At 60.4% G+C, this 25,018-nt stretch carries 22 protein-coding genes and 1 pseudogene; 8 read left to right on the top strand and 15 right to left on the bottom strand.

All coding sequences use genetic code 11. The annotated features are described in order from the left end of the window. The first annotated feature begins 234 nt into the window (after positions 1-234). Positions 235-1,443, top strand: coding sequence for a Na+/H+ antiporter NhaA (nhaA, locus tag AACY42_RS11150; RefSeq protein ID WP_339479307.1), 1,209 nt, complete (start codon positions 235-237; stop codon positions 1,441-1,443). Positions 1,444-1,523: 80 nt separating this feature from the next. On the opposite strand, the gene AACY42_RS11145 is transcribed toward nhaA, so the two are convergent. Genes AACY42_RS11145 through gnd form a run of 3 tightly spaced genes read right to left on the bottom strand, consistent with a single transcriptional unit; the run spans position 1,524 to position 4,863 of the window. Then, the gene (locus AACY42_RS11145) at positions 1,524-2,345 is read right to left on the bottom strand and encodes an HAD family hydrolase (RefSeq protein ID WP_339479306.1); all 822 of its coding nucleotides are present in this window, start codon (positions 2,343-2,345) and stop codon (positions 1,524-1,526) included. Further along, on the bottom strand, positions 2,342-3,862 hold the full coding sequence (zwf, locus tag AACY42_RS11140) for a glucose-6-phosphate dehydrogenase (RefSeq protein WP_339479304.1): 1,521 nt from the start codon (positions 3,860-3,862) through the stop codon (positions 2,342-2,344). Before zwf ends, AACY42_RS11145 begins: the two co-directional genes overlap by 4 nt. Continuing rightward, positions 3,859-4,863, bottom strand: coding sequence for a phosphogluconate dehydrogenase (NAD(+)-dependent, decarboxylating) (gene gnd, locus AACY42_RS11135; protein WP_339479450.1), 1,005 nt, complete (start codon positions 4,861-4,863; stop codon positions 3,859-3,861). Before gnd ends, zwf begins: the two co-directional genes overlap by 4 nt. Positions 4,864-5,113: 250 nt before the next feature. Between gnd and AACY42_RS11130 the strand changes: the two genes are divergently transcribed. Next, the gene (locus tag AACY42_RS11130) at positions 5,114-5,287 is read left to right on the top strand and encodes a DUF6026 family protein (protein WP_339479303.1); all 174 of its coding nucleotides are present in this window, start codon (positions 5,114-5,116) and stop codon (positions 5,285-5,287) included. A gap of 380 nt (positions 5,288-5,667) precedes the next feature. After that, positions 5,668-7,407 (top strand): phosphoethanolamine transferase CptA, encoded by a 1,740-nt coding sequence (locus AACY42_RS11125; RefSeq protein ID WP_339479302.1) that lies wholly within the window; start codon positions 5,668-5,670, stop codon positions 7,405-7,407. Positions 7,408-7,430: 23 nt separating this feature from the next. On the opposite strand, the gene AACY42_RS11120 is transcribed toward AACY42_RS11125, so the two are convergent. The 4 genes from AACY42_RS11120 to AACY42_RS11105 all read right to left on the bottom strand — a co-directional run bounded on the left by AACY42_RS11120 (position 7,431) and on the right by AACY42_RS11105 (position 10,375). After that, positions 7,431-7,925 carry a GNAT family N-acetyltransferase gene (locus AACY42_RS11120; RefSeq protein ID WP_339479301.1) on the bottom strand — a complete coding sequence of 165 codons (495 nt, stop codon included), beginning with the start codon at positions 7,923-7,925 and terminating at the stop codon, positions 7,431-7,433. Between the two features lie 57 nt (positions 7,926-7,982). Continuing rightward, positions 7,983-9,104: a cell division protein ZapE gene (zapE, locus tag AACY42_RS11115; protein ID WP_339479299.1), complete on the bottom strand. Its 1,122-nt coding sequence runs from the start codon at positions 9,102-9,104 to the stop codon at positions 7,983-7,985. A gap of 161 nt (positions 9,105-9,265) precedes the next feature. Beyond that, positions 9,266-9,607 (bottom strand): nuclear transport factor 2 family protein, encoded by a 342-nt coding sequence (locus AACY42_RS11110; protein WP_339479298.1) that lies wholly within the window; start codon positions 9,605-9,607, stop codon positions 9,266-9,268. Between the two features lie 51 nt (positions 9,608-9,658). Then, positions 9,659-10,375 (bottom strand): helix-turn-helix transcriptional regulator, encoded by a 717-nt coding sequence (locus AACY42_RS11105; RefSeq protein ID WP_003202404.1) that lies wholly within the window; start codon positions 10,373-10,375, stop codon positions 9,659-9,661. 281 nt (positions 10,376-10,656) lie between these two features. Between AACY42_RS11105 and AACY42_RS11100 the strand changes: the two genes are divergently transcribed. Further along, the gene (locus AACY42_RS11100) at positions 10,657-11,127 is read left to right on the top strand and encodes an LEA type 2 family protein (protein WP_339479296.1); all 471 of its coding nucleotides are present in this window, start codon (positions 10,657-10,659) and stop codon (positions 11,125-11,127) included. Here the strand turns inward: AACY42_RS11100 and AACY42_RS11095 are convergent, their stop codons facing one another. After that, complete coding sequence (locus tag AACY42_RS11095; protein ID WP_339479294.1) at positions 11,128-12,051, bottom strand: carbon-nitrogen hydrolase family protein; 924 nt, start codon at positions 12,049-12,051, stop codon at positions 11,128-11,130. Positions 12,052-12,137: 86 nt separating this feature from the next. Here AACY42_RS11095 and AACY42_RS11090 point away from each other — a divergent pair, with 86 nt between their 5' ends. After that, complete coding sequence (locus AACY42_RS11090; protein WP_339479292.1) at positions 12,138-13,046, top strand: LysR substrate-binding domain-containing protein; 909 nt, start codon at positions 12,138-12,140, stop codon at positions 13,044-13,046. Positions 13,047-13,049: 3 nt separating this feature from the next. Here the strand turns inward: AACY42_RS11090 and AACY42_RS11085 are convergent, their stop codons facing one another. Then, a complete protein-coding gene (locus AACY42_RS11085; RefSeq protein WP_339479291.1) occupies positions 13,050-13,304 on the bottom strand; it encodes a hypothetical protein in 255 nt (84 codons plus the stop codon). 160 nt (positions 13,305-13,464) lie between these two features. Between AACY42_RS11085 and AACY42_RS11080 the strand changes: the two genes are divergently transcribed. After that, complete coding sequence (locus AACY42_RS11080; RefSeq protein WP_014338130.1) at positions 13,465-13,782, top strand: DUF883 family protein; 318 nt, start codon at positions 13,465-13,467, stop codon at positions 13,780-13,782. Positions 13,783-13,966: 184 nt separating this feature from the next. Here AACY42_RS11080 and AACY42_RS11075 read toward each other — a convergent pair whose 3' ends face one another. The 3 genes from AACY42_RS11075 to AACY42_RS11065 form a co-directional block, all read right to left on the bottom strand. Further along, the gene (locus AACY42_RS11075; protein ID WP_339479290.1) at positions 13,967-15,844 is read right to left on the bottom strand and encodes a feruloyl-CoA synthase; all 1,878 of its coding nucleotides are present in this window, start codon (positions 15,842-15,844) and stop codon (positions 13,967-13,969) included. 141 nt (positions 15,845-15,985) lie between these two features. Further along, positions 15,986-17,434, bottom strand: a complete 1,449-nt coding sequence (locus AACY42_RS11070; RefSeq protein WP_339479289.1) for an aldehyde dehydrogenase — start codon at positions 17,432-17,434, stop codon at positions 15,986-15,988. Positions 17,435-17,541: 107 nt separating this feature from the next. Next, positions 17,542-18,372: a p-hydroxycinnamoyl CoA hydratase/lyase gene (locus tag AACY42_RS11065; protein WP_339479287.1), complete on the bottom strand. Its 831-nt coding sequence runs from the start codon at positions 18,370-18,372 to the stop codon at positions 17,542-17,544. Positions 18,373-18,585: 213 nt separating this feature from the next. Here AACY42_RS11065 and AACY42_RS11060 point away from each other — a divergent pair, with 213 nt between their 5' ends. Beyond that, the gene (locus AACY42_RS11060; RefSeq protein WP_339479286.1) at positions 18,586-19,071 is read left to right on the top strand and encodes a MarR family winged helix-turn-helix transcriptional regulator; all 486 of its coding nucleotides are present in this window, start codon (positions 18,586-18,588) and stop codon (positions 19,069-19,071) included. A 175-nt stretch (positions 19,072-19,246) separates the two neighbouring features. Here the strand turns inward: AACY42_RS11060 and AACY42_RS11055 are convergent, their stop codons facing one another. Continuing rightward, entirely contained in the window at positions 19,247-20,554 is a 1,308-nt protein-coding gene (locus AACY42_RS11055; protein WP_339479285.1) for an OprD family porin, read from the bottom strand. Between the two features lie 310 nt (positions 20,555-20,864). On the opposite strand from AACY42_RS11055, the gene mhpT reads away from it, so the two are divergent. Beyond that, positions 20,865-22,088, top strand: coding sequence for a 3-(3-hydroxy-phenyl)propionate transporter MhpT (gene mhpT / locus AACY42_RS11050; RefSeq protein ID WP_339479283.1), 1,224 nt, complete (start codon positions 20,865-20,867; stop codon positions 22,086-22,088). Between the two features lie 325 nt (positions 22,089-22,413). Here the strand turns inward: mhpT and AACY42_RS11045 are convergent. Both AACY42_RS11045 and AACY42_RS11040 read right to left on the bottom strand, forming a co-directional pair. Then, positions 22,414-22,476: pseudogene (locus AACY42_RS11045) on the bottom strand (nucleoid-structuring protein H-NS); the annotation flags it as partial. A gap of 87 nt (positions 22,477-22,563) precedes the next feature. Further along, positions 22,564-24,984, bottom strand: coding sequence for an efflux RND transporter permease subunit (locus AACY42_RS11040; RefSeq protein ID WP_339479282.1), 2,421 nt, complete (start codon positions 24,982-24,984; stop codon positions 22,564-22,566). Positions 24,985-25,018: the final 34 nt, after the last annotated feature.

Here is a 25,018-nt window from a genome sequence, read left to right as displayed (position 1 = left end):
ACGATTTTTTCAGCGCTTTGGTCTTTTCACCAGACCGTTATGGCCTCCATTCCCACCCGCACCGACACAACCGCCCCCTGAACAGTTTTGTCATATTTAGCAATGAATGTGGCAACACTGGCCCTTGCGGTATGCTGGTTGTGTAGAATAGCCGCGAGGGTGTCACCGCAACAACGCGGCAGGACAGGTTGAATCTAGCGAAGGTCGGGCCGCCAGCGCGGAGTAGTCGTGCCTATGAGTGCAGAACCGTCGCGCCCGAGCAAAACCCAGAACAATACCGAGTCAGCGTCCGCCCGAGCTTTTCTATCCAGATTTTTCGCCGCAGAATCAGCAGGTGGCCTTGTCTTGATGGGAGCCGCGCTGGCCGCACTCCTGGTTGCGAACTCTCCTTGGTCAGCCGATTATTTTGCGTTGCTGAAGATCCATGCTCTGGGGCTTTCGATCGAGCATTGGATCAACGACGGCCTTATGGCGGTGTTTTTTCTGCTGGTTGGCCTTGAGATCAAGCGTGAGATGCTGATGGGCCAACTCTCAAGCTGGAACCAGCGCTCTCTTCCTGGGTTCGCCGCGCTTGGCGGGATGCTGTTGCCTGCCTTGATCTATAGCCTGGTCAATTGGGGCAACGCCCAAACCATGGGCGGGTGGGCCATTCCAGCGGCCACGGATATCGCGTTTGCGTTAGGCGTGTTATCGCTGCTTGGCAAGCGCGCCCCTGTTGCCCTGAAGGTTTTCCTTTCCGCCCTGGCGATTCTCGATGATCTTGGGGCTGTTCTCATCATCGCGCTTTTCTACGCCAGCGATTTGTCCGTCAACATGCTATTGGCTTCGCTGGGGGCGACTGCCTTGCTGGCAGTGCTCAATCGCTGCGGCGTGAGGAGACTACTCCCCTATTTAATCGTGGGTGCACTGCTGTGGTTCTTCATGCTCAAGTCCGGCATCCACGCAACATTGGCTGGTGTCATTCTTGCGTTCTTTATTCCGCTGGGTAACCCCCTCGATGAACGCAAGTCACCGCTTCTCTACCTTGAGGAGAAAATGCATCCGTGGGTCGCTTTTGCGATTGTACCCATCTTCGGTTTCGCCAACGCAGGCGTATCGCTCGCCGGAGTTTCGCCGAGCAACCTGATCGATCCGGTTCCGCTAGGGGTTGCTCTGGGATTGCTGCTCGGCAAACAACTTGGGGTGTTCGGCCTGACAACACTGGTCATACGTTGCGGCCTGGCCAGGCTACCTGAAGGCGTCAGCTGGCTTCAGCTCTATGGGGTGGCCTTGCTCTGCGGGATCGGTTTTACCATGAGTCTGTTCATAGGTGCGCTAGCCTTTCCAGGCGCGCCGCATTTGGTAGACGAAGTTAAAATCGGAGTGCTTTTGGGTTCTACCCTGGCAGCCATCCTGGGAGTCATCGTTTTGATCAGTGCCAACTCTCGATCATCGCGAAACTGAACCATCCGCCCAAAATATCCGGGTGCGAACCACCGTGTGCGCACCCGGATGAACCTGGACTTGAGAGCAACAGCCGAATTTCAGCGGGACAGGATGTACCGCTCGATCGCCATAGCCGCACCGTCCTGGATGTTGGCCGCAGTGACAACATCAGCCTGACGCTTGATCGCCTCTTCCGCCTGCCCCATCGCAATGGACAGCCCCGCACGATGGAACATCGCAGGATCGTTACCACCATCCCCCATCGCAGCAGTCTGCTCCAATGGCACGTTCAGAAACTCAGCCAGAGTGGACAGTGCTTCGCCCTTGTTTGCCTTCATCGCCGTCACGTCCAAATAGATCGGCTGCGAACGCGACACTTGGGCCTGGCCTTTGAGCAGCGGATGCAAGCGAGCCTCCAGCTCGACCAGCAACTCAGTGTTGGCGCTGGTCGCGACGATTTTGTCGATGCGCTCCAAGTAGGGTTCGAAGCTCTGCACTTCGATGGGCGGATACCCCAGGCCTCGCGTCTCCACCGGCACCATAGGACCGTTGGCATCGCGCACCAGCCAGTCGCCATCGGCAAATACCCAGACTTCGATGCCGGGCTGATCGGCGTACAGGGCCAGTGTGGCCAGCGCTGCCTCGGGGGGCAGGTAGTGGACGGCAAGAAAGCTGCCATCGGGATGAACCAGCGTGCCACCATTGAACGCCGCCGTGGGCAGGTCGACACCTAGCGCCTCGATCTGCTGCAACATGGCCCGCGGCGGTCGCCCGGTGGCGAGGCTGAACAGCACACCGGCCTCACGCAATGAGCGAACCGCCTCAATGGTGCGCTGGTTCAGACTGTGGTCGGGCAACAGCAGTGTACCGTCCATGTCGCTGAGCAAGAAACGGATGGGGGGCTTCACCAGATCGCTCATCCAAGACCATGCCAGACGCGGCTATCGCGGGTCAGCAAGTCATTGGCGGCCGCAGGGCCATCTTCACCGGCCTTATAGGGCTGGAATGCCGCGTCCTGCTGCCAGGCATCAAGGAACGGCTGCACGGCGCGCCAGCCGTTTTCGATGTTGTCAGCGCGCTGGAACAGCGTCTGGTCACCGGTCAGGCAATCGTAGATCAGGGTTTCGTAACCCGTGGACGGCTGCATTTCGAAGAAATCCTTGTAGGCAAATCCCAATTCGATATTGGCCATGTCGAGTGCCGGCCCCGGCCGCTTGGCCAGTAGATCGAACCACATGCCTTCGTTGGGCTGGATCTTAATTCTCAAGTACGTAGGCTGCAGTTCGTCGATGTCGGTGTCGCGAAACTGCGCATAAGGTGCTGGCTTGAAGCAGATGACGATCTCCGTGTCCCGCACGCTCATGCGCTTGCCTGTGCGCAGGTAAAACGGCACACCCACCCACCGCCAGTTATCGATCATGACCTTGAGGGCGACGTAGGTCTCGGTGCTGCTGTCGGGAGCTACGTTGGCCTCCTGGCGATAACCGTTTACCGCCTTGCCGCCGACTTCACCGGCAGAGTACTGGCCGCGAACCGAATTTGCCCGGGCCTGCTCCACCGACCAGGGCCGGATCGCCCCCACGACCTTGGCCTTTTCCCCACGCACTGCGTCGGCAGCAAACGCCGCTGGCGGCTCCATGGCCACCATCGCCAGCAGTTGGAAAAGATGATTGGGTACCATGTCCCGCAGGGCACCGGTATGTTCATAAAAACTGCCACGGGTTTCCACGCCGACCGTTTCAGCGGCGGTGATTTGTACGTGGTCGATGTAGTGGTTGTTCCAGAACGCCTCGAACAGGCTGTTGGAGAAACGGCTGACCAGAATGTTCTGCACCGTTTCCTTACCCAGGTAATGGTCGATGCGATAGATCTGTTTTTCGCTCATGACCTTGAGCAGGCAGGCGTTCAGCGCTTCGGCGGTATGCAGGTCGGAACCGAACGGCTTTTCGATCACCACCCGCCGGAAGGCCCCCTCCTGCTCCTGAAGCAGCCCGGCCGCACCGAGGCGGCTGACCACTTCACTGAAAAAGCGCGGCGCGGTCGCCAGGTAGAACACCGCGTTGCCAGTGCCGCTGGCAGCGATTTTCGCCGCCAGCGCCTGGTAGGTGCTCTCATCGAGGAAATCGCCCTGGACGTAGCTGATGCCCTGGGCCAGCTTGGCCCACAGCACCGGATCGAGCGCCCGGTCGGCATCCCCGCCCTTGCTCGCCGCTTCGTTACGGATGAAGTCCTCGAGTTTCTTGGCAAAATCCACATCGCTGATGGCGTTGTGGTCAACTCCGATGATCCGCAGCCCATCGCCCAGCAAACCGTCGCGACTGAGGTGGTAAAGCGCCGGCATCAGCAGACGCTTGACCAGATCGCCATGGGCGCCAAACAAAAACAACGTGGTCGGCGGCGCGGGTTCTGCCTTGGATTTGCTGCCGATCGAGGTCATTTTTTGGGTGTCTCCACGTGGCCGCCAAAGCCGAAGCGCATGGCCGAGAGCATTTTGTCACCGTACGTGCTTTGCTGACGCGAGCGGAAACGGGCAAACAGCGAACTGGACAGGACCGGAACCGGAACCGCTTGCTCAATGGCAGCCTCGATGGTCCAGCGCCCTTCACCGCTGTCGGCGACTTCGCCGGAAAAACCGTCCAGCCTCGGATCGCTGGCCAACGCGTCAGCGGTCAAATCCAGCAACCAGGACGACACCACGCTGCCACGACGCCAGACTTCAGCGATATCGGCCACGTTCAGGTCGAAGCGTTGCTCTGGTGGCAGGCTTTCGCTGGATTTGGTCTTGAGGATGTCAAAGCCCTCGGCAAAGGCCTGCATCATTCCGTACTCAATGCCGTTGTGGATCATCTTCACGAAATGTCCCGAACCGGCCGGCCCCGCGTGGATGTAGCCACGTTCGGCGCGGTCATCGTCGGATTTGCGGTCACGGGTGCGCGGGATGTCGCCCATGCCTGGGGCCAGGCTGTCGAACAATGGGTCCAGGCGCTTCACCACGTCGACACCACCGCCAATCATCATGCAATAGCCGCGCTCCAGGCCCCAAACGCCGCCGGAGGTGCCGACATCGATGTAGCTCAGGCCTTTTTCCGACAGGGCCTGGGCGCGACGGATGTCGTCCTTGTAGTACGTGTTACCGCCGTCAATGATCACATCACCCGGCTCCAGCAGTTCGCTGAGGACGTTGATGGTGTCTTCAGTGGGTGCGCCGGCCGGCAGCATGACCCAGACCGCCCGTGGTTTCTCCAGCCCAGCGACCAGTGCCGGCAGATCGGTCACGCCCGTGGCGCCTTCCTGGCGCAGGTTTTCGACAAAAGCGGCATTGCGGTCATAGACAACGGTGGCGTGCCCTTTGAGCATCAGGCGCCGCGCAATATTGCCGCCCATGCGGCCCAGTCCAATGATCCCGAGTTGCATGTGCTGATGCTCCCTACTACAAATAAAGGTGTGTCATAGATTTAACGCTATCGACTAATGGAGGTTAGTCCAGAGCAGTGCTGCATAGTTTCCGGGTAATTCGAGCGATCACAAGGGATAAAGCTCAAGATCCGGCCGAAGACACAGCGACCATGAAAAATAAAAAAGTTCCAATCACGAGCAAAAGAAATCAGAATCGGCGCCGATAGTAGAGGTGTCGACCAAAAACTGGCGACATCTCTACAGTTGATGTACGCCATTTGCGAGGTGAGCAATGGACCCTGTCGTTACCGCACGTCCCCCCCAAACCCTTTATGTAACCATTCGTCGCGACGAATTACGCCTACTCAAGGAAGAGCGTGATCTGCTGCTCGATGAAGTGACGCAGTTGCGCATGCAGTTGCAACACGCCCAGTTGCCCCACCAGAGCCAGTCCCTGGCTCGGTAACCGCCCAGAGGTAAGTAGGAGCTGGCGAAGCCTGCGATCTTTTGATCTTGATCTTTCTCTTGAGACTCAACTGTCTGGGACAAGATCGCAGCCTCGTTGCACTCGACAGCTCCTGCACAGTTCCTACACAGCTCACAGTTCCTTGAGCTCTTGTAGAGCTCCTACAGGCGCAGGCCAGCGGGAACTCCCTCGCCACAGGATGGGAGTCTCTTCGCCTGTCTCGCTATCGGCTTGTTCCTTTCCCCGCGTTTTGTAACCGAAAAACTCACGAACTTTTCACGAATGGTTCGTGATACTCCCCGCCTTTAAGGTTGCTTGGCGTGTGCCTGCGGCCACCAATCCGGTGCCCACAGCGTCGTCGATAAAGGCTGGAGCGATTGATGAGTTTGTTCAAACGCAGCAAAACGACTGCGAAAGGTTTCGACTGGGCCGGGTTTGGCTGGCTGTTTCTGTTCTTCTGGTACTTCTCGGGCATCACCCAACTGCTCATTCTATTGAGCGACACCTCCGGCTTCACCGGCTTTCGCCAAGCGTTCGTGATGAGCGCCGTGTGGTTGGCGCCCATGCTGCTCTTCCCCGCCCGCACGCGGGTGCTGGCCGCCTTGATCGGCGTGGTGCTGTGGGCCTGTTCCATGGCCAGCCTGGGCTACTTCTTCATTTATCAGCAAGAATTTTCCCAGAGCGTCATCTTCATTATGTTCGAATCGAACGTGTCTGAAGCCAACGAGTACCTGACGCAGTATTTTGCCTGGTGGATGGTGGTGGCGTTCCTGGCCCACACCGCCGTCGGCTATTGGCTCTGGACCCGCCTGCGCCCGGTGTACCTGCCCCGGGGCCAGGCCATGGTCGCAGCAGTCGCCATTGTCTTGGCGGTGGTCGGTTATCCGCTGATCAAGCAGACCCAGCGCACCGGCAGCTTTGCCGCAGGCCTGGAAAAATTCGAAGATCGCATCGAGCCTGCGGTGCCTTGGCAGATGCTGGTGGCGTATCGTCGCTACGGTGAACAGCTGGAGAACATGCAAGGCATGCTCAACAGCGCCAGCAAGATCGCCCCCTTGCGCAATCTCAAGGATGCCACGGCCAACGAGCCGGCAACCCTGGTGCTGGTGATCGGCGAATCCACCAACCGCCAGCGCATGAGTCTCTACGGTTACCCGAGGGAAACCACGCCTGGGCTGGACAAGCTCAAGGACCAGCTGTCGGTGTTCGATAACGTCATCACCCCGCGCCCCTACACCATCGAAGCGCTCCAGCAGGTGCTGACGTTCGCCGACGAACAGAACCCGGACCGGTACTTGAGCACCCCGTCGCTGGTGAGCATGATGAAGCAGGCCGGCTACAAGACCTTCTGGATCACTAACCAGCAGACCATGACCAAACGCAACACCATGCTCACGACTTTTTCCCAACAGGCCGACGAGCAGGTGTACCTGAACAACAATCGCAACCAGAATTCCGCACAGTACGATGGCGATGTGATCGAGCCGTTCAACAAAGCCCTGGCCGACAGCGCCCCGCGCAAGCTGATCGTGGTGCATCTGCTCGGCACCCACATGAGCTACCAGTACCGGTATCCGCCGACCTTCAACAAGTTCACCGACCGCCAAGGCGTACCGGCAGGCCTGCGTGATGATCAGGTCCCGACCTACAACAGCTACGATAACGCGGTGCTGTACAACGACTTCGTCGTGTCCAGCCTGATCAAGGACTACGCCAAGACCGACCCCAACGGCTTCCTGCTGTACCTGTCGGACCATGGTGAAGACGTGTTCGACTCCTCTGGCCACGGCACCCTGGGCCGTAACGAGGGCAAGCCGACCGCGCCGATGTACACCATCCCCTTCATGGCTTGGGCATCACCCAAGTGGCGCGAAAGCCATGACTGGAACTTTGCCGGCGACCTGTCACGGCCGTACAGCAGCTCGCACTTGATTCACACCTGGGCGGACATGGCTGGCTTGAATTTTGATGAACTGGACCACAGCAAGAGCCTGGTCAGCACGGACTTCAAGGCTCGCCCGCTGTTGATTGGCGACCCCTATCAAACCCCACGCAAAGCCCTGATCGACTTCAGCCTGATGCAACCCAAGGCACCGCTGGCGGCGGTCGTCAAGAAATAACCGGAGCCACCAAGCGCACGCTTTTACAGGGGCTTGATCCAGAACTCCATAGGGCCGTGGGCCGGGTCGAACATGCCAGCGGCAAAGCCGAACTTGGCGTAGCTGGCCTGGGCCACGGCATTGCCCTCGAGCACTTCCAGGGTAATCTTGCAGCAACCACGCTGGCGGGCGATGTCTTCGACCTTCTGCAACATCCTCTGGCTCAGCCCGAGGCCGCGAAAGTCCTTCATGACCGCCACGTCGTGGATGTTCACCAGTGGCCGACAGGCAAAGGTGGAAAAACCTTCGAAACAATTGACCAGCCCCGCCGGTTCGCCGTTGACGAAAGCCAGCACGCTAAAGGCATGAGGGCGCTTGGCCAGTTCCTCGGGCACGTGCAGCAGCACCTCGGCCGGCAATGGATGTCCCCCGCCCATCGGGTCCTGGGCATAGCCATTGAGCACATGACAGATCGCTTCAGCGTGGACCGGGTTGGTGTAGCTGGCTTGCAGTACAAGGATGTCCTTTGCTTCTTCCATGACCTTCCATCTCTCTTCGTTAGTGTCGCCGGCTCGAAGCCGTCGGCGGGATACAGATCAGGCTTGCTGACCAAAACGTTGCATTTGCATTTCCTGCAGGCGGCTGAGGGTTCGGCGAAACGGGAATTGCAGATAGCCCTCGGTATACAACTCATCCATCGGCACCTGGGCCGAAAGGCATAGCGGCACCTTGCGGTCATAACATTCGTCGACCAGGGCGATGAAACGCCGTACGCCATCATCGTGGATCGACAACTGCGGCAATTCGCGATCACCGGCCTCGACCCGTTCGACACCGTCTTCGGTGCCACGGGCAATGCGCCCTTCGCGCTGTTCGGCGCTCAGGCACGGCACGTCACTGAGCAGGATGACACGGAAACGGTCGCACAACGCCATGAAATCCAACGCTGAAAACGGCTGCTCGCACAGGTCGGGGTAACGGCTCCAGAGCACGGTATCGCTGGCCTGGAGCGGTTCAAGCAGGCGATGACCAACCTTGATCGGCGCGCTGTTCGACGCTTGCCCGGCGGTCAACTCGATGAAGACATTGCCCAGCGGATCACATTGCCCAAGATCGCGCAGCCAATAACGCTGCTGTAATTGACCTGGGTGCTGGCGATGGTCTTGCCAGCCGTTCACCGGCACGACCTGCATGTATTGCTTGATCGCGGTGATGGTTGGCAGGAAACGCTCACGGTTGTGGCCGTTGGCATAGAGTTCATCCGGCGGCAGGTTGGAGGTACTGACCACCACCATGCCCAGCTCGAACATCACCTGGAACAGGCGCCCAAGGATGATTGCATCGCCAATGTCGTTGACGAACAGCTCGTCGAAACACAGCACCCGTACTTCAGCGCTCAACTCCCGGGCCAGGGCTTGCAAAGGGTCCGGTGTGCCAGTGAGCTGGAATGAACGCCGATGCACCCACGCCATGAAATGATGGAAGTGTTGTCGGCGGGCCGGCACCTTGAGGCTTTCATAAAAACGGTCCATCAACCAGGTCTTGCCACGCCCCACCGGGCCCCAGAGATAAACGCCCGTGATCGACTTGCGACCTTCGTGCAACGCCTTGTGGCATTGCTCCAGTGTCATGATGGCCAATTCCTGGGCCTCGTCCTGGACGAAACCGTGGTGTGCGATGGCATGCTGCCAGGCACTCAAGGGGGAGTCGAAGGTCATACGGCCCGGGTCCGGAAAACGAAGGTGGGGAGTATGCCATGGCAGGCGATTACAGGAACCCTGCACAGAACTGTGGCGTGGAGGTTTATCTGCGGGAGCAAGGCTTGCCCCACACATAAATCCCTCGCCACAACAACGCTCACCTTTCAGGGTGCAGAACTTTAAATCGAGATATCCAACCGGCTGATCTTCCCCTGCTCATCGAGCCGGAAGGTATAGCGCAACTCCAGTGGGCTGCCGGGAAACGTCCCGGAAATCAGGTTGTGCACCAGCACCTTGCCAGTGCGTTGCTGCACATTGAGGACTTCCACACGTGGCTGGAAGCGTCGGGCGGTGTCTTCCATCCATTGGGCGATGGCCTGGGCGCCAACACGGTGCTGGCCTTCATCGAACACGTTGGCATCCTCGGCGAAGAAACGCGTCACCGCCGAACTGTCACGGGCATTGGCGGCCGCAATGTAGCCGGCGATGGCAGGGGCCAGGGAAGAGACGGGATTGGACATGGTACGGCTCCTTGTTTTATCGATCTGGCACCATGCTAGAACAGCGCTGTGTCAGTTTTTGTCAGGAGTGAAACGCCCGGTTTCGTCCAGCTTCATCAGCGCAAACCAGTCACGCAGCAAGTCGCTGCGTCGGCCAGGATAACGCTCGCCCTGCTCGGTGGCAGAGGCAATCCGGTCAGTGCGAAACGTCCGATAGGCGCCGCGCAATTCACACCAGGCCACCACCACCCGCGCCTCATTGAAAAAGCCCAGGGCCAGTGGCCAGATCAAGCGTTGGCTCGGGGTCTTGTTCACGTCGGCGTAATCGATGTGCAGCTTGGCCTGGGCGCGAATGGCCTGACGGTACACATTCAGTTCCACCGTGTTCTGCGGATAACCATAACCCGGTGGCCCGGGCAGTACCGTGGGGTTGCGCAAGGCGTCTCGCACATCGGGGGCCAACACTGCAGCGACCTTCGCCAGGGCGTCGGCGGCGGCCTTGCCCAGCACCTCGTCGGCGCGCTGATCGACGTAGCGCAGGCCCAGCACAATGGCCTCGATTTCATCAGCGGTGAACATCAGGGGCGGCAAGAACAGGCCGCTGCGTAATACATAGCCAATGCCCGCCTCGCCCTGGATCGGCGCCCCGAGGGCGGTGAGTTCGGCGATGTCGCGGTACAAGGTGCGCTCAGAGACGTTCAGTTCGCCCGCCAATGTCGCAGCGGTGACCGGGCAACGCTTGCCCCGCAAGACTTGCAGCAAAGTGAGCAACCGAGAGGTACGCGACACGATGGACGATCCAGAAAGAAAAAGTTGACGCAGAATAGCAGAGGCTGGTGTCAGAAATTGTCAGGAGCCATGAACCTTGTTTGGACCGAGAGCAGGGTGGACTTTGCCCCGCAAGGCTGTGGGAGCAATGCTTGCTGGCGAAACAGACACCTCGGTTGCGGAAAGCTTCATCGCAGGCAAGCCTGGCCCCCACCAGGTGGTTTGCCGTTTCGATGGGGCCGATGTGGGTTATCGTACTCAACAGTCTCCCGAGCTTTCCTTCATCCTTTGAGAGTGTATCCATGCGCAGAATCCTCGGCCTTTCCGTTTTCCTGATACTGCTCAGCCTGAGCGCCTGCGCCCTCTTCCCCCACCGTGATCCGCTGAATATCAACGTGGTCGGCATCGACCCCTTGCCCAACCAGGGCCTGGAGGTGCGTTTCGCCGTGAAACTGCGCGTGCAGAACCCCAACGAAACCGCCATCGACTACAACGGTGTGGCGCTGGAGCTGGAGGTCAACGGCCGTACGCTGGCGACGGGGGTCAGTGACCAGACCGGCTCGATCCCGCGCTTTTCCGAGGCGATTCTCAGTGTCCCGGTGAGCATTTCGGCGTTTTCGGTGTTGCGTCAGACCTTGGGCCTGAGCCAGACCCAAAGCCTGGACAATCTGCCCTATGTGCTCAAGGGCAAGCTCGCTGGTGGCGTATTCGGCACCCTGCGCTTCGTTGACCGCGGAACCCTCGACTTGCCGGGCGCCGCAGCCACCTGGTGATCAGCCGGTGAAGCGCACGCCGGGCTTGGCGCGCTCGTCCACCACCAGTTCGAACACATCCGGCCTGGCGTAATGCCCGACCACGTCATAGTCGTAGCGCGCCCGCACCAGTTCATCGGTATCGATTTCAGCGGTCAGCAACCCCGCCGTGTCTTTCAGCGGCCCGGCCAGCACATCGCCCATGGGCCCGACAATCACACTGCCACCGGCGATCAACGGCCGCTCGGCCGGCCAGTGCGCGACCTCAATACCCAGAGCCTGAGGCGAGGCCTGGACCTGACAGGCACTGACCACAAAGCAGCGACCTTCGTGGGCAATGTGGCGCATGGTCACCTGCCACATCTCTCGCTCATCCACCGTTGGCGCACACCAGACTTCCACGCCTTTGGCGTACATCGCGGTACGCAGCAGCGGCATCATGTTTTCCCAACACACCGCGGCGCCGAGCCGGCCGACCTGGCTGTCGATCACCGGCAAGGTCGAACCATCGCCTTTGCCCCAGATCAACCGCTCGGTGCCGGTGGGCATCAACTTGCGGTGCCGGGCCACCAGGCCCGCATCGGGCTCGAAATACAGCGCGGTGCAATACAGGGTGCTGCCGACACGCTCGATGACGCCCAGCACCAGGCTCGCCCCCGTACGCGCCGACAGCCCGGCCAGCGCCTCGGTTTCAACGCCGGGCACATCAATGGCATTGGCAAAATAGCGGGCAAACGCCTCGCGCCCCTCCGGCAACCGGTAACCCAACTGAGTCCCGAACCCCTCGCCCTTGGGGTAGCCACCCAACAGCGCTTCAGGCATCACCACCAGCCGCGCACCAGCCTCGCGAATGGCCTGTTCGTAGGAAAGGATCTGTGCCAGGGTCTCGTCCTTGCCGCCAGGCAATGAACCGATCTGCAGGACAGCCACAATGGATTTTGGCATGGTTTTTCAACTCCTTGATCATCAGGTGTTGCTGATTCTCAGGCAGCGGCTGATCATGAATAAAGCCCAGAATGCTGCTAAATGATATGAGCCTTATGAATATCACCAACATCGACCTCAATCTGCTCAAGACCTTCGAAGCCCTGCATGATGAATCCAGTGCCAGCCGCGCTGCCGTGCGCCTGGGCGTGACCCAGTCGGCCATCAGCGCCGCGCTGCGCAGGCTTCGCGGTTTGTATGACGATCAATTATTCGTGCGCACCGGCCGGGGGCTGGCGCCGACGCTGCGGGCCAATCAACTGAAGCCTGTGATCAGCGAGGCGCTGGATAAATGCCGCCAGAGCCTGGCGATGGTCGACCCGGACGCCAGCCATTACGAAGGCCGTTCGGTCATCGTCGGCCTGTCGGACGATTTCGAGATTGCCCATGGGCGACGCCTGATCGACGACGTGGCCCGACGCGCGCCTGGTCTGCGGTTGATTTTCCGCCAGACCCACAGTCAGATCGTCGGCAGGGCCCTGATGGAGCGCGACCTTGACCTGGCGATCACGGCGGGCGGTTTCGCGCAGCGATTGCTCAGCCGCCAGGTGTTGGGCGAAGGCGATTACGCCTGCCTCCTGGACCCAGCGAGCCTGGCGCAAGGCCAGCAATCCCTCAGCCTGGAGGCGTTCGTGGCCCGTGAACATCTGTTGGTGTCTTCGGGTGGTTTCATCGGCATCACCGATGAAGGGCTGGCCGGGCTTGGCCTGACTCGGCGAGTCTGTGCCTCGACCACCCACTTTGCCGCGTTGCCGTTCCTGCTCAAGGGCAGCCAGGCCGTGGCGACCATCCCGACCCATGCCGCCCGGGCCATCGCCGACCTCAGCGACCTGGCCTTGCTGCCCTGCCCCCTGGCCTTGCCCCGCTACCCCATCGAACTGGGATGGCGAACCCACACGCAAATGGAACCGACAATGCTCAAGGTTCGCGAAGCCATTACGGCAACATTTGCCTAAGGCTTACTTGTTGGCGGCCATCAGTCGATTGACTTCACTGCGCACCATGTTGGCGTACTCCGGCGGCGACATGCCATCGAGTTCGGTACGCACCCACTCGGCCCACTTGCCCTTGCGTTTGGAGCGCTCGCCGAACAAGCGCGCAGCATCGCCTTTGGCTTTACCCAGGTTGTTTTGCCACAGTTCAAAAAGTCGGGATTTTTCGTCTTCCAGCGCGGCCCGCTCGGCCAAGGGCTTGTCAGCCAGATTGAAGCTCATGGGAATTACCTGTTGCGTAAATAGGCGCCATCTTACACCTTGCAGGGAAACGTCTTAACCACGATTTGTGATGGGCTGCGCGGACAAGGCCAAACGTTGCAACTTTTGCACATGCGCAGCACTCCATTGTTCAATGCCATCATCAGCAAGGAGTACTTCAATGGCCCGTAAAAGCACCGTGCAAGCGAATGGAGAACAAATCAAGGATCAAGCCTTCAGCGAACTGAAGGCGTTGATCGAAGAATCGGAAAAGCTGCTCAAAAGCAGTGCCTCACTGGTGGGTGAAGAAGCTGACGACCTGCGGGGCCAGATCTCCCAAAAACTGCAGCAAGCGCTTGATTCGGTCGCCAGCGCACGGGAGCGCACCCGTCCCATGGTCGACGCCACTGAGGTCTATATTGGCGGCCACCCCTGGCAGACCGTGGCGATTAGCGCTGGTTTCGGGCTGGTGGTGGGCTTGCTGCTGGGACGGCGTTAAGTAACAGCCTCCAGCCCCCAAGAGATTTTGTGAGGGGTTAAAACTGTGGGAGCGAGCCTGCTGGCGATAGCGGTGTGTCAGAAACATCACTGATGCTGAACCACCGCTATCGCCAGCAGCAGGCTCGCTCCCACAGGAGTTTGTGGATGAGCCTGGCATTTATGAACATCCACAAGATCTTGCTTTAAGCCACAGGTCCCGCCCGCAGGATCGATGCATCCTCCCCGCGATACAGCGCCTCGACCTTCCCCGCCCGCCACTGCAACACCGCCCGTTGGTTGATCGAGCCCTTGTCGGTGATTTCACCGCGGTCGATGGAGGCTGGCTCATCGAGCAAGGCAATCCACTCCACGCGACTGGCGTTGCCGCTGGCTTCGCGGTTCAGGCGCTGCAGCCAGTCGACGAACCATTGACGTACCACCGAGCTGGCAAGGACCTGGGCGTCACTGACGTCCGCGCCCAGGCCTGACAAGCGCCGGCACTCAGCAAGCCGTGGGAACACCAGCGCACCCAGGCACTCACGATCCGGTGCGGTGATCACCAGGTCCTGGACGTAGGGCGTGCCCTCCAGCACCGCCCGGTTGCGCAACGGCCCGACGCTGACGAAGACACCGGAAGACAATTTGAAATCCTCGGCGATCCGCCCATCGAACATCAGTCCCAGTTGGGGATTGCTGGCATCGGCCAGCTTGATCGCATCCCCCGAACAATAGAAACCCTCCTCATCGAATACCTCGGCAGTTTGCTGCGGCGAGCGCCAGTAGCCAGGCATGATGTGCGGCCCGCGAAAACGCCCCTCGAACTTGCCGTCCACCGGCACCAGGCGCACCTCGCAGCCAGGCGCTGGAAGGCCAATGTAGCCGGCCATGGACAACGGCCCGGTGGTAAAGGTGCAGGACGGCGCCGCCTCGGTCATGCCCAGGCCTGCCATCATGCGGATACGTTCGCCGCAATGCTGTTCGGCGACCTTGTCGAGCCGGTCCCAGGTGCTTTGGGACAAACCCGCCGCCGCAAAGAAGAACAGGCTGATGCGCTTGAAGAAGCGCTCGCGCAACTCCCCATCCCGCTCCAGGGCGTTGACCAGTTCCTCCCAGCCCTTGGGCACGGTCAGGTAGGCGGTCGGCGAAATTTCCTTGAGGTTGCGCAAGGTTTCGGCGAAGCCCTGGGCAGTGGGTTTGCCGTCGTCCAGGTAGAACGTGCCGCCGTTGTACAGCACGATGCCGACGTTGTGGCTGCCGCCGAACGTGTGGTTCCACGGCAGCCAGTCCACCAGCACCGGCGGCACCTCGCCGAACACCGGAAAGGTCTGCAACAGCATCTGCTGATTGGCGCAAAGCATGCGCTGGGTGGTGATCACCGCCTTGGGCAGCTTGGTGGAGCCTGAGGTAAACAGGAACTTGGCGATGCTGTCCGGGCCGGTGGCGGCGAACGCCTGCTCGGCCTCGACGCCGCCGGGTTGGGCCAGCAGGCTGGCGAAGCTTGTCCTCGACCGACCAGCTATCTCCCCACGCACGGTGATCAAGGGCACGTCCGCCGGCAATACGGCGGTGATCGCTCGCTCGAACGGTGCAGCTTCGCTGACAAACACCAGCCCCGGCTGCAACAGATCGCAGACGTGACGCAGCTTGGCGTAATCCTGGGACAGCAATGAATAGGCCGGTGACACCGGGCAATAGGGAATACCGGCGTACATCGCGCCGAGGGCCATTTGCAGGTGCTCGATGTCGTTGCCGGAGAGCAGCGCCAAGGGTTTTTCAGCCGACAAACCGTAACCGAGCAGGCTTTGGGCGATGGCCCGGACACTGTCGAGCATCTGCGCGTAGCTGACTCGACGCCAGTCACCCCCGGCTTCACGGGCCGCGATAAACGTCTGCTGTGGGCGCACCTCGGCCCAGTACACCAGGCGCTCGAGCAACCGCGCCGGTAGCGGGGCCAGCGGCTCCAGGGAGCGCATGTGCAAGATGCCACGCTCTTCCAGGACTTCGACGGCAGGATGACCAATCGACACCTGACGATACCGCCCGGCCTCGGGTCGGGAGGACGATCTAGACTCGGAACTCACGTACATTTCCTCCACCAAGGCACGCTCGGGTCGCAATGCGAACGGAGCGTAGCAGCACCGGGCTGCGGCCTTGTCATTGTTATTCTGGCCTGCATCGGGGCGGCGGCTTTCAAGGCTCGACCGCCCGCAATGCGACGGGTTTCAGATCGGGTAATGCCGGGGACCGTTCTGCAAGGTCACCCAACGCAACTGGGTGAAATGCTCGATGGACGCCTTGCCGCCAAAGCTGCCGTAACCGCTGGATTTGACTCCACCGAAAGGCATCTGCGCCTCATCGTGCACAGTCGGCCCGTTGATGTGGCAAATGCCCGACTCAAGCCGCTGGGCCAAGGCCAGCGCACGGGTGGTGTCGCGACTGAAGATGGCGGCCGACAGACCGAACTCGGAGTCGTTGGCCAGGTGCAGCAGCTCTTCATCGCCGTCACCGCGCAGCAGTACCGCCACCGGCCCGAAGGACTCTTCGCGGTACAGGCGCATGTGCGCTGTGACGCCGTCGAGCAAAGTCGGCTGCAGGATGCTGCCTTCCAACTGCCCACCTGTGACCAGCGTTGCACCTTTGGCCAGGGCATCGTCGATCAACCCCTTGATGCGTTGACCGGCACTGACATCGACCAACGAGCCCAGCACCGAATCAGCGGCCGCCGGATCACCGGCGCGCAGGGTGGCAATCTTGGCGGTCAAGCGGGCGATGAACTCATCCGCCACACGGGCATCGACGATCAATCGCTCGGTGGACATGCAGATCTGGCCCTGATTGAAATAGGCGCCGAAGGCCGCCGCTTGCACCGCGGCGTCCAGGTCGGCGTCGTCCAGCACCAGCAGCGGCGCCTTGCCGCCGAGTTCCAGCAAGGCCGGTTTGAGGTGGCGCGCCGACAGTTCGCCGACGATGCGCCCGACGTGGGTCGAACCGGTGAAATTGACCCGGCGCACCGCCGGGTTGGCGATCAACCGCTCGACAATGGCCGGCGCATCCGTGGGGGCGTTACAGATCACGTTGACCACACCGTCACCCAGCCCTGCGTCCTGCAACACCTGGCCGATCAGCCGATGCACCGCCGGGCTTATTTCAGAAGCCTTGAGTACCACGGTGTTGCCGCAGGCCAGGGGCATGGCGATGGCGCGGGTGGCGAGAATCACCGGGGCGTTCCAGGGGGCGATGCCCAGCACCACGCCGCAAGGCTGACGCAGGGCCATGGCGAAACTGCCAGGCACGTCCGAAGGAATGACTTCGCCGTTGATCTGGGTCGTCATGGAAGCGGCTTCGCGCAGCATGTTCGCCGCCAGGTGCACGTTGAAACCGTACCAATTGGCCATGGCCCCGGTCTCGCCGGCAGCGGCGACAAATTCGCCACTGCGGGCCTGCAACTGCTCGGCCGCACGCAACAGTCGCGTGCGACGTTCGTTGGGCGCCAGCGCGGCCCAGGCCGGAAACGCCGCTTGGGCGGCGGCCACGGCGGCGTCGGCATCTTCCAGGGTGGCGGCGGCCACACGAGATACCACCTCACCAGTCACCGGGTTGCAGCGTTCGAAGGTCCGGCCGTCACGGGCCGGGCACGACTGGCCGCCAATCAACAGGGGCACGTCCAGCATGGTGATTCCTCTTTTTGTCTTTATCGGGAATACATCGCAGCGGTTTAACAGTAGCGCCAGGGCGACGCAGCGAACAGCGGGATGCGGCCCGCCATTCGCCTTTGGTTTCAGCGCTTATAGGTTTGCAAGCCAGGCTTGATGCTCTTGTCGTCCAGAAACTGCTTCATGCCCTGCTCGCGACCACCTTCGGTGTCGAGCAGGCGCGACTGGTCGAGCTTGGCGTACAGGTAATCCTCGTTCTGCTCCCAGGTCAGTTCGCGGCAGCGTTTGAAACCATGCTTGGCGGCCCGCAGCACCACCGGGTTCTTCTCAAGCAGGTTGCGCGCCAGTTCCACCGTGACTTCACGCAGTTGCGCCAGGGGAACGCTTTCGTTGACCAGGCCCATTTCGGCGGCTTTCTGCCCGCCAAACGTCTTGCCCGTCATGATGTAGTACAGCGATTGGCGATGGCCCACGGTATCGGCCATGGCTTTGCTGACGAGGTTGCCCGGCGGGATGCCCCAGTTGATTTCCGAGAGCCCGAAGGTCGCTTCGTCGGCGCAGATCGCCAAGTCGCACGCCACCAGCGGACTGAAACCGCCACCAAAACACCAGCCGTTGACCATGGCGATGGTTGGCTTGGCGTACATGCGCAGCAGCTTCCATTGCCATTGCGAGGCTTCGCGACGGATTTTTTCCTGAAGGATTTCCGGTCCGGCATCCACTTCGCGGAAATACTCCTTGAGGTCCATGCCGGCGGTCCAGGCATCACCAGCCCCGGTCAGTACCAATACCCCAGCGGCCGGATCCTGCTCCAGCGTCTCGAGCACGTCGATCATCTCGCGGTTGAGGGTGGGGCTCATGGCGTTGCGTTTTTCCGGGCGATTGAGGATGACCCAGGCGATGCCCTCCTCGATATCGACCTTGACCGTCTTCCAGCGACCTTCGTAATTGCTCATGATGCGTGCTCTCTTGTTCTTGACTGAAGATGATCAAAAACTAAACTGGAAAATTAGTTATGTCAATTAACTATTAATCGATTTATCTGTACTTTTCTGGGCCTGGATCGAAGGTTACACATCACGAATATGCGCGTGCCCATAGCCAGGTGGCCGCAACCCCGGCAAACTGGATAGCCTTGTTAATCACTTACCTTGAGGAAGTTCACTTCGATGGCCAAGTCTTCCAAGCTTGCCGAACCCGCCGAGCCCCTGGCCGCCGGTACCGACGCGCAGGCGCCGCTGGACTCTGCGCTGGATGACCTGATCGGTTACGCCCTGCGCCGCGCCCAGTTGAAATTGTTCCAGAACCTGATTGGCCGACTCGCCGTCCACGATCTGCGCCCTGCCCAGTTCTCGGCCCTGGCAATCATCGACCAGAATCCCGGTCTGATGCAGGCCGACCTGGCCAAGGCCCTGGCGATCGAACCACCGCAAGTAGTGCCGCTGCTGAACAAGTTGGAAAGCCGGGCCCTGGCCGTGCGTGTGCGGTGCAAGCCGGATAAACGCTCCTACGGGATTTTCCTGAGCAAGACTGGCGAAACCCTGCTCAAGGAACTCAAGCAGATTGCCGCCCAGAGTGACCTTGACTCCACGGCTACCCTCTCCGGGGCCGAGCGTGAGGCGTTGCTGCGGTTGTTGAAGAAGGTTTACCAGTAGCGAAGCAAGCGTGCGCTGAATTCTGTAGGAGCTGGCGAAGCCTGCGATCTTTTGATCTTTTGATCTTTCGCTTGAGATTCAAGTGTATTGGGAAAGATCGCAGCCTCGTTGCACTCGACAGCTCCTACATGGCACCTACATGGCGCCTACAGGCTCAACGGGCGTGCCGTAGGTATCACCAGATCGGCACGCTGTACGTCACCAGGAACCGGGTCTGGTTCTCGTCGCGAAACGCCGCCGTGCCCGGGAAGTTGTTGCGATAGATCGACTTGCGCGCCAACAGCCCGACGTTTTTTAGCGGACCTTCCTGGATCACGTACCCCAACTCCATCTGGAACTCGCGCTCCTTGCGGTCCTCGGCGTTGAGGGCCACCAGCTCGATGTGATCGCCACGCACATAACGCAGTCGAGTCCGCAGGCCCGGCACGCCCACGGCGGCGAAATCATAGTCATGGATCACCTGCCAGGTGCGTTCCTTGGCATTGAGAAAATCTGAGCTCATGGTCATTTCGCTCAAACCCACCAGCTCGGAGCCAGACACATAAGGCGTGGCCGTATCGCCGCTGGAATGCATGTAGCCCAGGCTCACGCGATGGCCGCCCAGACGATAACCGACCAGCGCCGAGACATTGCGGTTGTCCACCTTTCCAGCCTTGGCCGCGCCCTCTTCGTCGCTGAAAAAGCTGCGCAGGTCGGTGGTCAGGACGCCATCGCCCAGGGGCAGGTTATGCAACAACGCCAGGGTGTTCTGTTGGTACAGGTCTGCCACTTCGGCGTGGTAAGCCCGCAGGCTGAGGTCTTTGTTGACCTGGTAGTCGCCGCCCACATAAGCCATATGGGAAGAAGTCGCCGCTCCGTTGAAACGACGGTTGGGTGAGGCGATGCTCATCGCCTGGTAGTCGGTGGAGTCGCGCCGGTTGATGCGATCGATGTAACCGGTGTTCAGCGTCAGCCCGTCGATGTCCTTGGAACTGAGGGTCGTCCCGCGAAAGGTCTGCGGCAGCAGCCGGGACGGGCTGGCAAAGGCAAACGGCAGGAAGATCGACACATCGCCGGTCTTCACCGTGGTCTGACCCAAGCGCAGCTTGCCGGTCAGTGCCAGGCGTGAATACTCGTCCGCGGCGCGCTTGTCGCTGCTGGACACTGGCAACAACTCCGTGCCGCTGCGATCCGGTGAAGAATCAAGCTTGACCCCCACCAACCCCCGAGCGTCCAGACCGAACCCAACCGTGCCGGGGGTAAACCCCGACTCCACGTTCATGATGAGGCCTTGGGCCCACTCCCTGGCCGCGGTCTTGGCACCGTCGTCCTTGTAGTCGCGGTCGATGTAGTAATTGCGCAGGGTCAGGGTGCCGTGGCTGTCGTCGATGAAGCCCTCCGCCCGCAAGGCGGGAGCCCCCAGGCTCAGCCCGAGACAGGCCAGCAGATGGACGAGCGATAAAACAGGGCGCGCCGTCACGGCGTCCCGAGTAAGGTTTGGCATGTTCGATGTCCACTTATTGTTGTTTTTGATCGGCCCAGCCTGGGTGATGGGGGCCGCGCGAACCAAGAATGGAAACCGCGCGGGCGCTTCGTCAATCCAGAATGATCGATAATCGAACATTAATATAAATAACTAATTTACCAATTGGTCTGATGCCTTCTACCAACTAACTGATTTTTCTAATGATTTTGTTAGCTACTGGCCCATCATCGACCACCTTCATTTTTTAGTTAGCTTTGTTAATCTTAAATGCACCGACCGGCTATCCTCCGAGCCGGTGTCCCTCACAAAAACAATAAGAGGATTTACCATGAACCATCCGGCGCGTCGTGCGACGCTGACCATCGCCTTGTGTTTCATCGTCGCGTTGATCGAGGGTTTCGACCTTCAGTCAGCCGGTACCGCAGCCGCAGGGCTGCGACAGACGTTTGCCCTCGACCCGAAAATGATGGGTTGGGTATTCAGTGCCGGGGTCATCGGGCTGTTGCCAGGTGCGTTCTTCGGTGGCTGGATCGCTGATCGCATCGGTCGCAAGAAAATCCTCATCACCGCTGTCTTGCTGTTCGGCGTCTTTTCCCTCAGTACCGCTTATGTCGAACACTTCTCAAGCCTGTTGCTGGTGCGTTTCATGACCGGCCTGGGCTTGGGCGCCGCCCTGCCGAACCTCATTGCCCTGTGCGCCGAAGCCGTGGGCGAGCAGCGCCGGGGCACGGCCATCAGCGTGATGTATGCGGGCGTTCCCTTGGGCGGTGCGTTGGCGGCAGTGGTTGCCATGTTGTTTGGCGAGCACTGGCAGATGACGTTTTTCATCGGAGGGCTGGCGCCCTTGCTGGTGGTTCCGCTGATGCTCCTGTGGCTCCCCGAATCCAGCGCCTTTCGCCAGGCGCAGGATGGCGACTCATCGCGCGGCTCCACCGCTCAGGCACTGTTCGGCGAGAGTCGCGGTCGTACCACCTTGGCGCTGTGGCTGAGTTATTTCTTCACCCTGACGGTGATGTACATGTTGCTCAACTGGCTGCCGTCGTTGCTGCTGGAACAAGGCTTCAGCAAACCCCAGGCCGGCCTGGTGCAGATGCTGTTCAACATCGGCGGAGCGCTTGGTTCGTTGCTCGGTGGCCTGTTGCTGGACCGTTGCAACGGCATCAAGGTGGTGCTGTTCGTCTATGCCGGTCTGATGAGCGCCCTGGCCGGGGTCGGGTTGTCCGTCGGTATCGTGCCGATGGCCATTGCCGGATTCGCCGCTGGGTTGTTTGTCATGGCTGCGCAATTGGTCCTCTATGCCTTGGCTCCGCCCTCCTACCCTACGGCTGTGCGTGCGACGGGGGTTGGTGCAGCGGTGGCCATCGGGCGCCTGGGATCGGTGGCCGGGCCTCTGGCCGCCGGACAGATTCTGGCGGCTGGGGGTGGGACCCCTGCTGTATTGCTGGCGACTTCGCCTGGGTTGGTGGTTGCGACGTTGGCTGTTGTTAGTGTGATTCGCTATTCGTCAGGGCCGCGGTTGGGTGCTTCTGAACCGGTCGCTGGGAACTCCTGACTTGGTGTGTATATCCGTTATTTAGGTAACGACGGCTTATGGTTCCGCCCTGACGACGGGTCACTTTCGAAAAGCGGGAATGCGGCCCAGGCGAAAGTAACCGAAGCGCTTTATGCCCCACCACTCGGCACCTCGCTTGGGCTCGCTCCCACACTGGATTCTCGGCAGACACATAACTCATGTGCCCCCAGTCTCCTCTGTGGGAGCGGGCTTGCTCGCGAAGAGGCCGGCACATCCAACATCTTCATCGACTGTGACACCACCTTCGCGAGCAAGCCCGCTCCCACAGGAGAAACGCGGTCCCCATCAAGAACCAGGTCGGCTGGTAGACGTTGATCTCGGGCGCCCCGTTAACCACGATGGCCGAACGCAGGCATTGTGGCGTGGGCCCACGGAGCAATGCCGGGGTGAGGGCGGAACCATAAGCCGCCGTTACCTAAATAACGGATATTCACCCACCCCAACAAAGCTCCCCTCACCCCCGAACCCACCGCTCCCGTCGACTCAACTCAGGCTTTTTTAAAAACACCCTCTGGGGCAGCAACAACCAGGCCAAGGCCGGCAGCAGAATCAAGGCCCCCAGCATATTCACCAGAAACATGAAGGCCAGCAAAATCCCCATGTCAGCCTGAAACTTGATCGGCGAAAACGCCCAGGTCGACACCGCCACCGCCAATGTCATACCCGTCAACAACACCACCTTTCCCGTGAACAGAAGCGCCTGGTAATACGCCTGGGCCAGGGTGTCGCCGGCACGCATTCGCGCCAGGATCACGCTCAACACATAGAGCGCATAATCGACCCCGATGCCCACGCCCAGTGCGATGACCGGCAGTGTCGCGACTTTCACCCCCATGCCCAGCCCCACCATCAGCGCCTCGCACAGGATCGAGGTGAGCATCAGCGGCAGCATCGCGCACAGGGTTGCGCGCCAGCTGCGGAAGGTCAGCAAGCACAGCAGACTGACCGCCCCGTAGACCCAGAACAGCATCTCGCGCATGGACTTCTTGACCACGATATTGGTCGCCGCTTCGATCCCCGCGCTACCGGCCGCCAGCATGAACTTGACCTCTGGCATCTGGTGCCCTGCGATAAAGTGTTCACTGGCCTCCACCACCCGATTCAAGGTGTCAGCCTTGTGATCGGCCAGGTACACGTACAGCGACAACATCGAACAGCCCTGATTGAACAGTTCTCGCGGGGCGCGGGTTTGCACGGCACCCAGTGCGCCATCATTGGGGATCAGTTCATACCATTTGAAGTTACCTTCGTTATAACCGACCGTGGCGATCTTGCTCAGCGCCGCCATAGAGGTGGTCGATTCCACGCCGGGCAATTGCTCCAGTTGCCAGGCCAGCGCGTCTACCGCGGACAAGCTGGCGTAACGGGTGCATTGATCCTCGGAGGTCTTGATCATGACCACGAAAATATCCGAGCTGGCCGCATAGTTCTGGGTCATGAACAACGCATCGCGGTTGTAGCGCGAGTCGGCACGCAACTCTGGAGCACCGGGGTCCAGGTCGCCGATTTTCAGGTGCAGGCTCACGGCATAACCAAACGCGGCCAACAGCAACCCAGTCAACATGGCGCCCGTGGCCCAGCGTCGCTGGGTGAACAAATCGAGTACACGCCACAGGGGATGCTTGATCTGCGCCTGCTGTTCGGTGGTTTCCGAACTCAGGCTGCGTTGCGCCGCCGCCGGGCTGACGCCGATATAGCTGAGCAGGATCGGCAGCAGAATCAGGTTGGTGAAAATCAACACCGCCACCCCGAGACTGGCGGTGATTGCCAAGTCCTGGATCACTCGAATGTTGATCAGCAGCAACACCGCGAAGCCCACCGCATCGCAGAGCAGAGCGGTGATACCGGCGGCGAACAGTCGGCGGAAGGTATAGCGCGCGGCAACCACCCGGTGGGTGCCACGGCCGATGTCCTGCATGATGCCATTCATCTTCTGCGCGCCATGGCTCATGCCAATGGCGAACACCAGGAACGGCACCAATGCCGAGTAGGGATCCAGCTCATAACCAAGCAAGGCTAGCAACCCCAGTTGCCAAAGCACCGCCGCCAGTGAACAGATCACCACCACCAAGGTGCTTCGCGCGCAACGGGTGTAACCGAACAGCACCAATACCGTCACCAGTACCGCCACCACGAAGAACAGCAGTACCTGGGTCATTCCCTCGATCAGGTCGCCGACGATCTTGGTAAAGCCGGTGACATGAATCCGCAGGTCATCGGTCTGGTACTTGTCTCGCAGCGCCTCCAATTGCCGGGAAAACTCGCCATAGTCCAGCGCCTTGCCCGTCTGCGGATTGATCTCCAGCAATGGCACGAAGATCACGCTGGACTTGAAGTTGCCGGCGACCAATTGGCCGACTTCCCCGGAGCGGGCCACATTGGTCCGCACCTGCTCGAGGCTGGTGGCCGAGCCATCGTAGTCATCGGGGATCACCGTGCCGCCGTCGAGCCCGTCTTCGGTCACGGCGGTCCAGCGCGTGGTCGGCGTCCATAATGATTTCATGTAGGGACGGTCGACGCCCGGCAGCAGATAGACCTCGTCGTTGAGCCTGGCCAGGGTGTCGAGGTAGTCCTTGGTGAAAATGCTCCCCTGCTTGACCTCCACGGCGATGCGCAGCGAGTTGCCCAGGCCGCTCAGTTCCTTGCGATTCTCCAGGAAGTTGGCGACGTAGGGATGCCCCGTGGGGATGGTCTTCTCGTAGCTGGCATTGATGCCGATGCGCGTGGCTTGCCAACCGAGCACCAACGTCACCAACAGACACAGCAAGATCACCAGCGGTCGATGGTTGAAGATCGCCCGCTCAGCGAAGTTGCCTGACGCCCGGTCAAAGTCTTCCTGGCGGCCGATCACGGTTTGGATTCTGTCGTCTTTCAAGTTTGACTCCTGTTGCACGAGCCGTGGCCCGATA

The organism is Pseudomonas sp. RL_5y_Pfl2_73 (assembly GCF_963970515.1).
GTDB lineage: Bacteria > Pseudomonadota > Gammaproteobacteria > Pseudomonadales > Pseudomonadaceae > Aquipseudomonas.
This window is presented reverse-complemented; position numbering and strand designations above follow the sequence as displayed.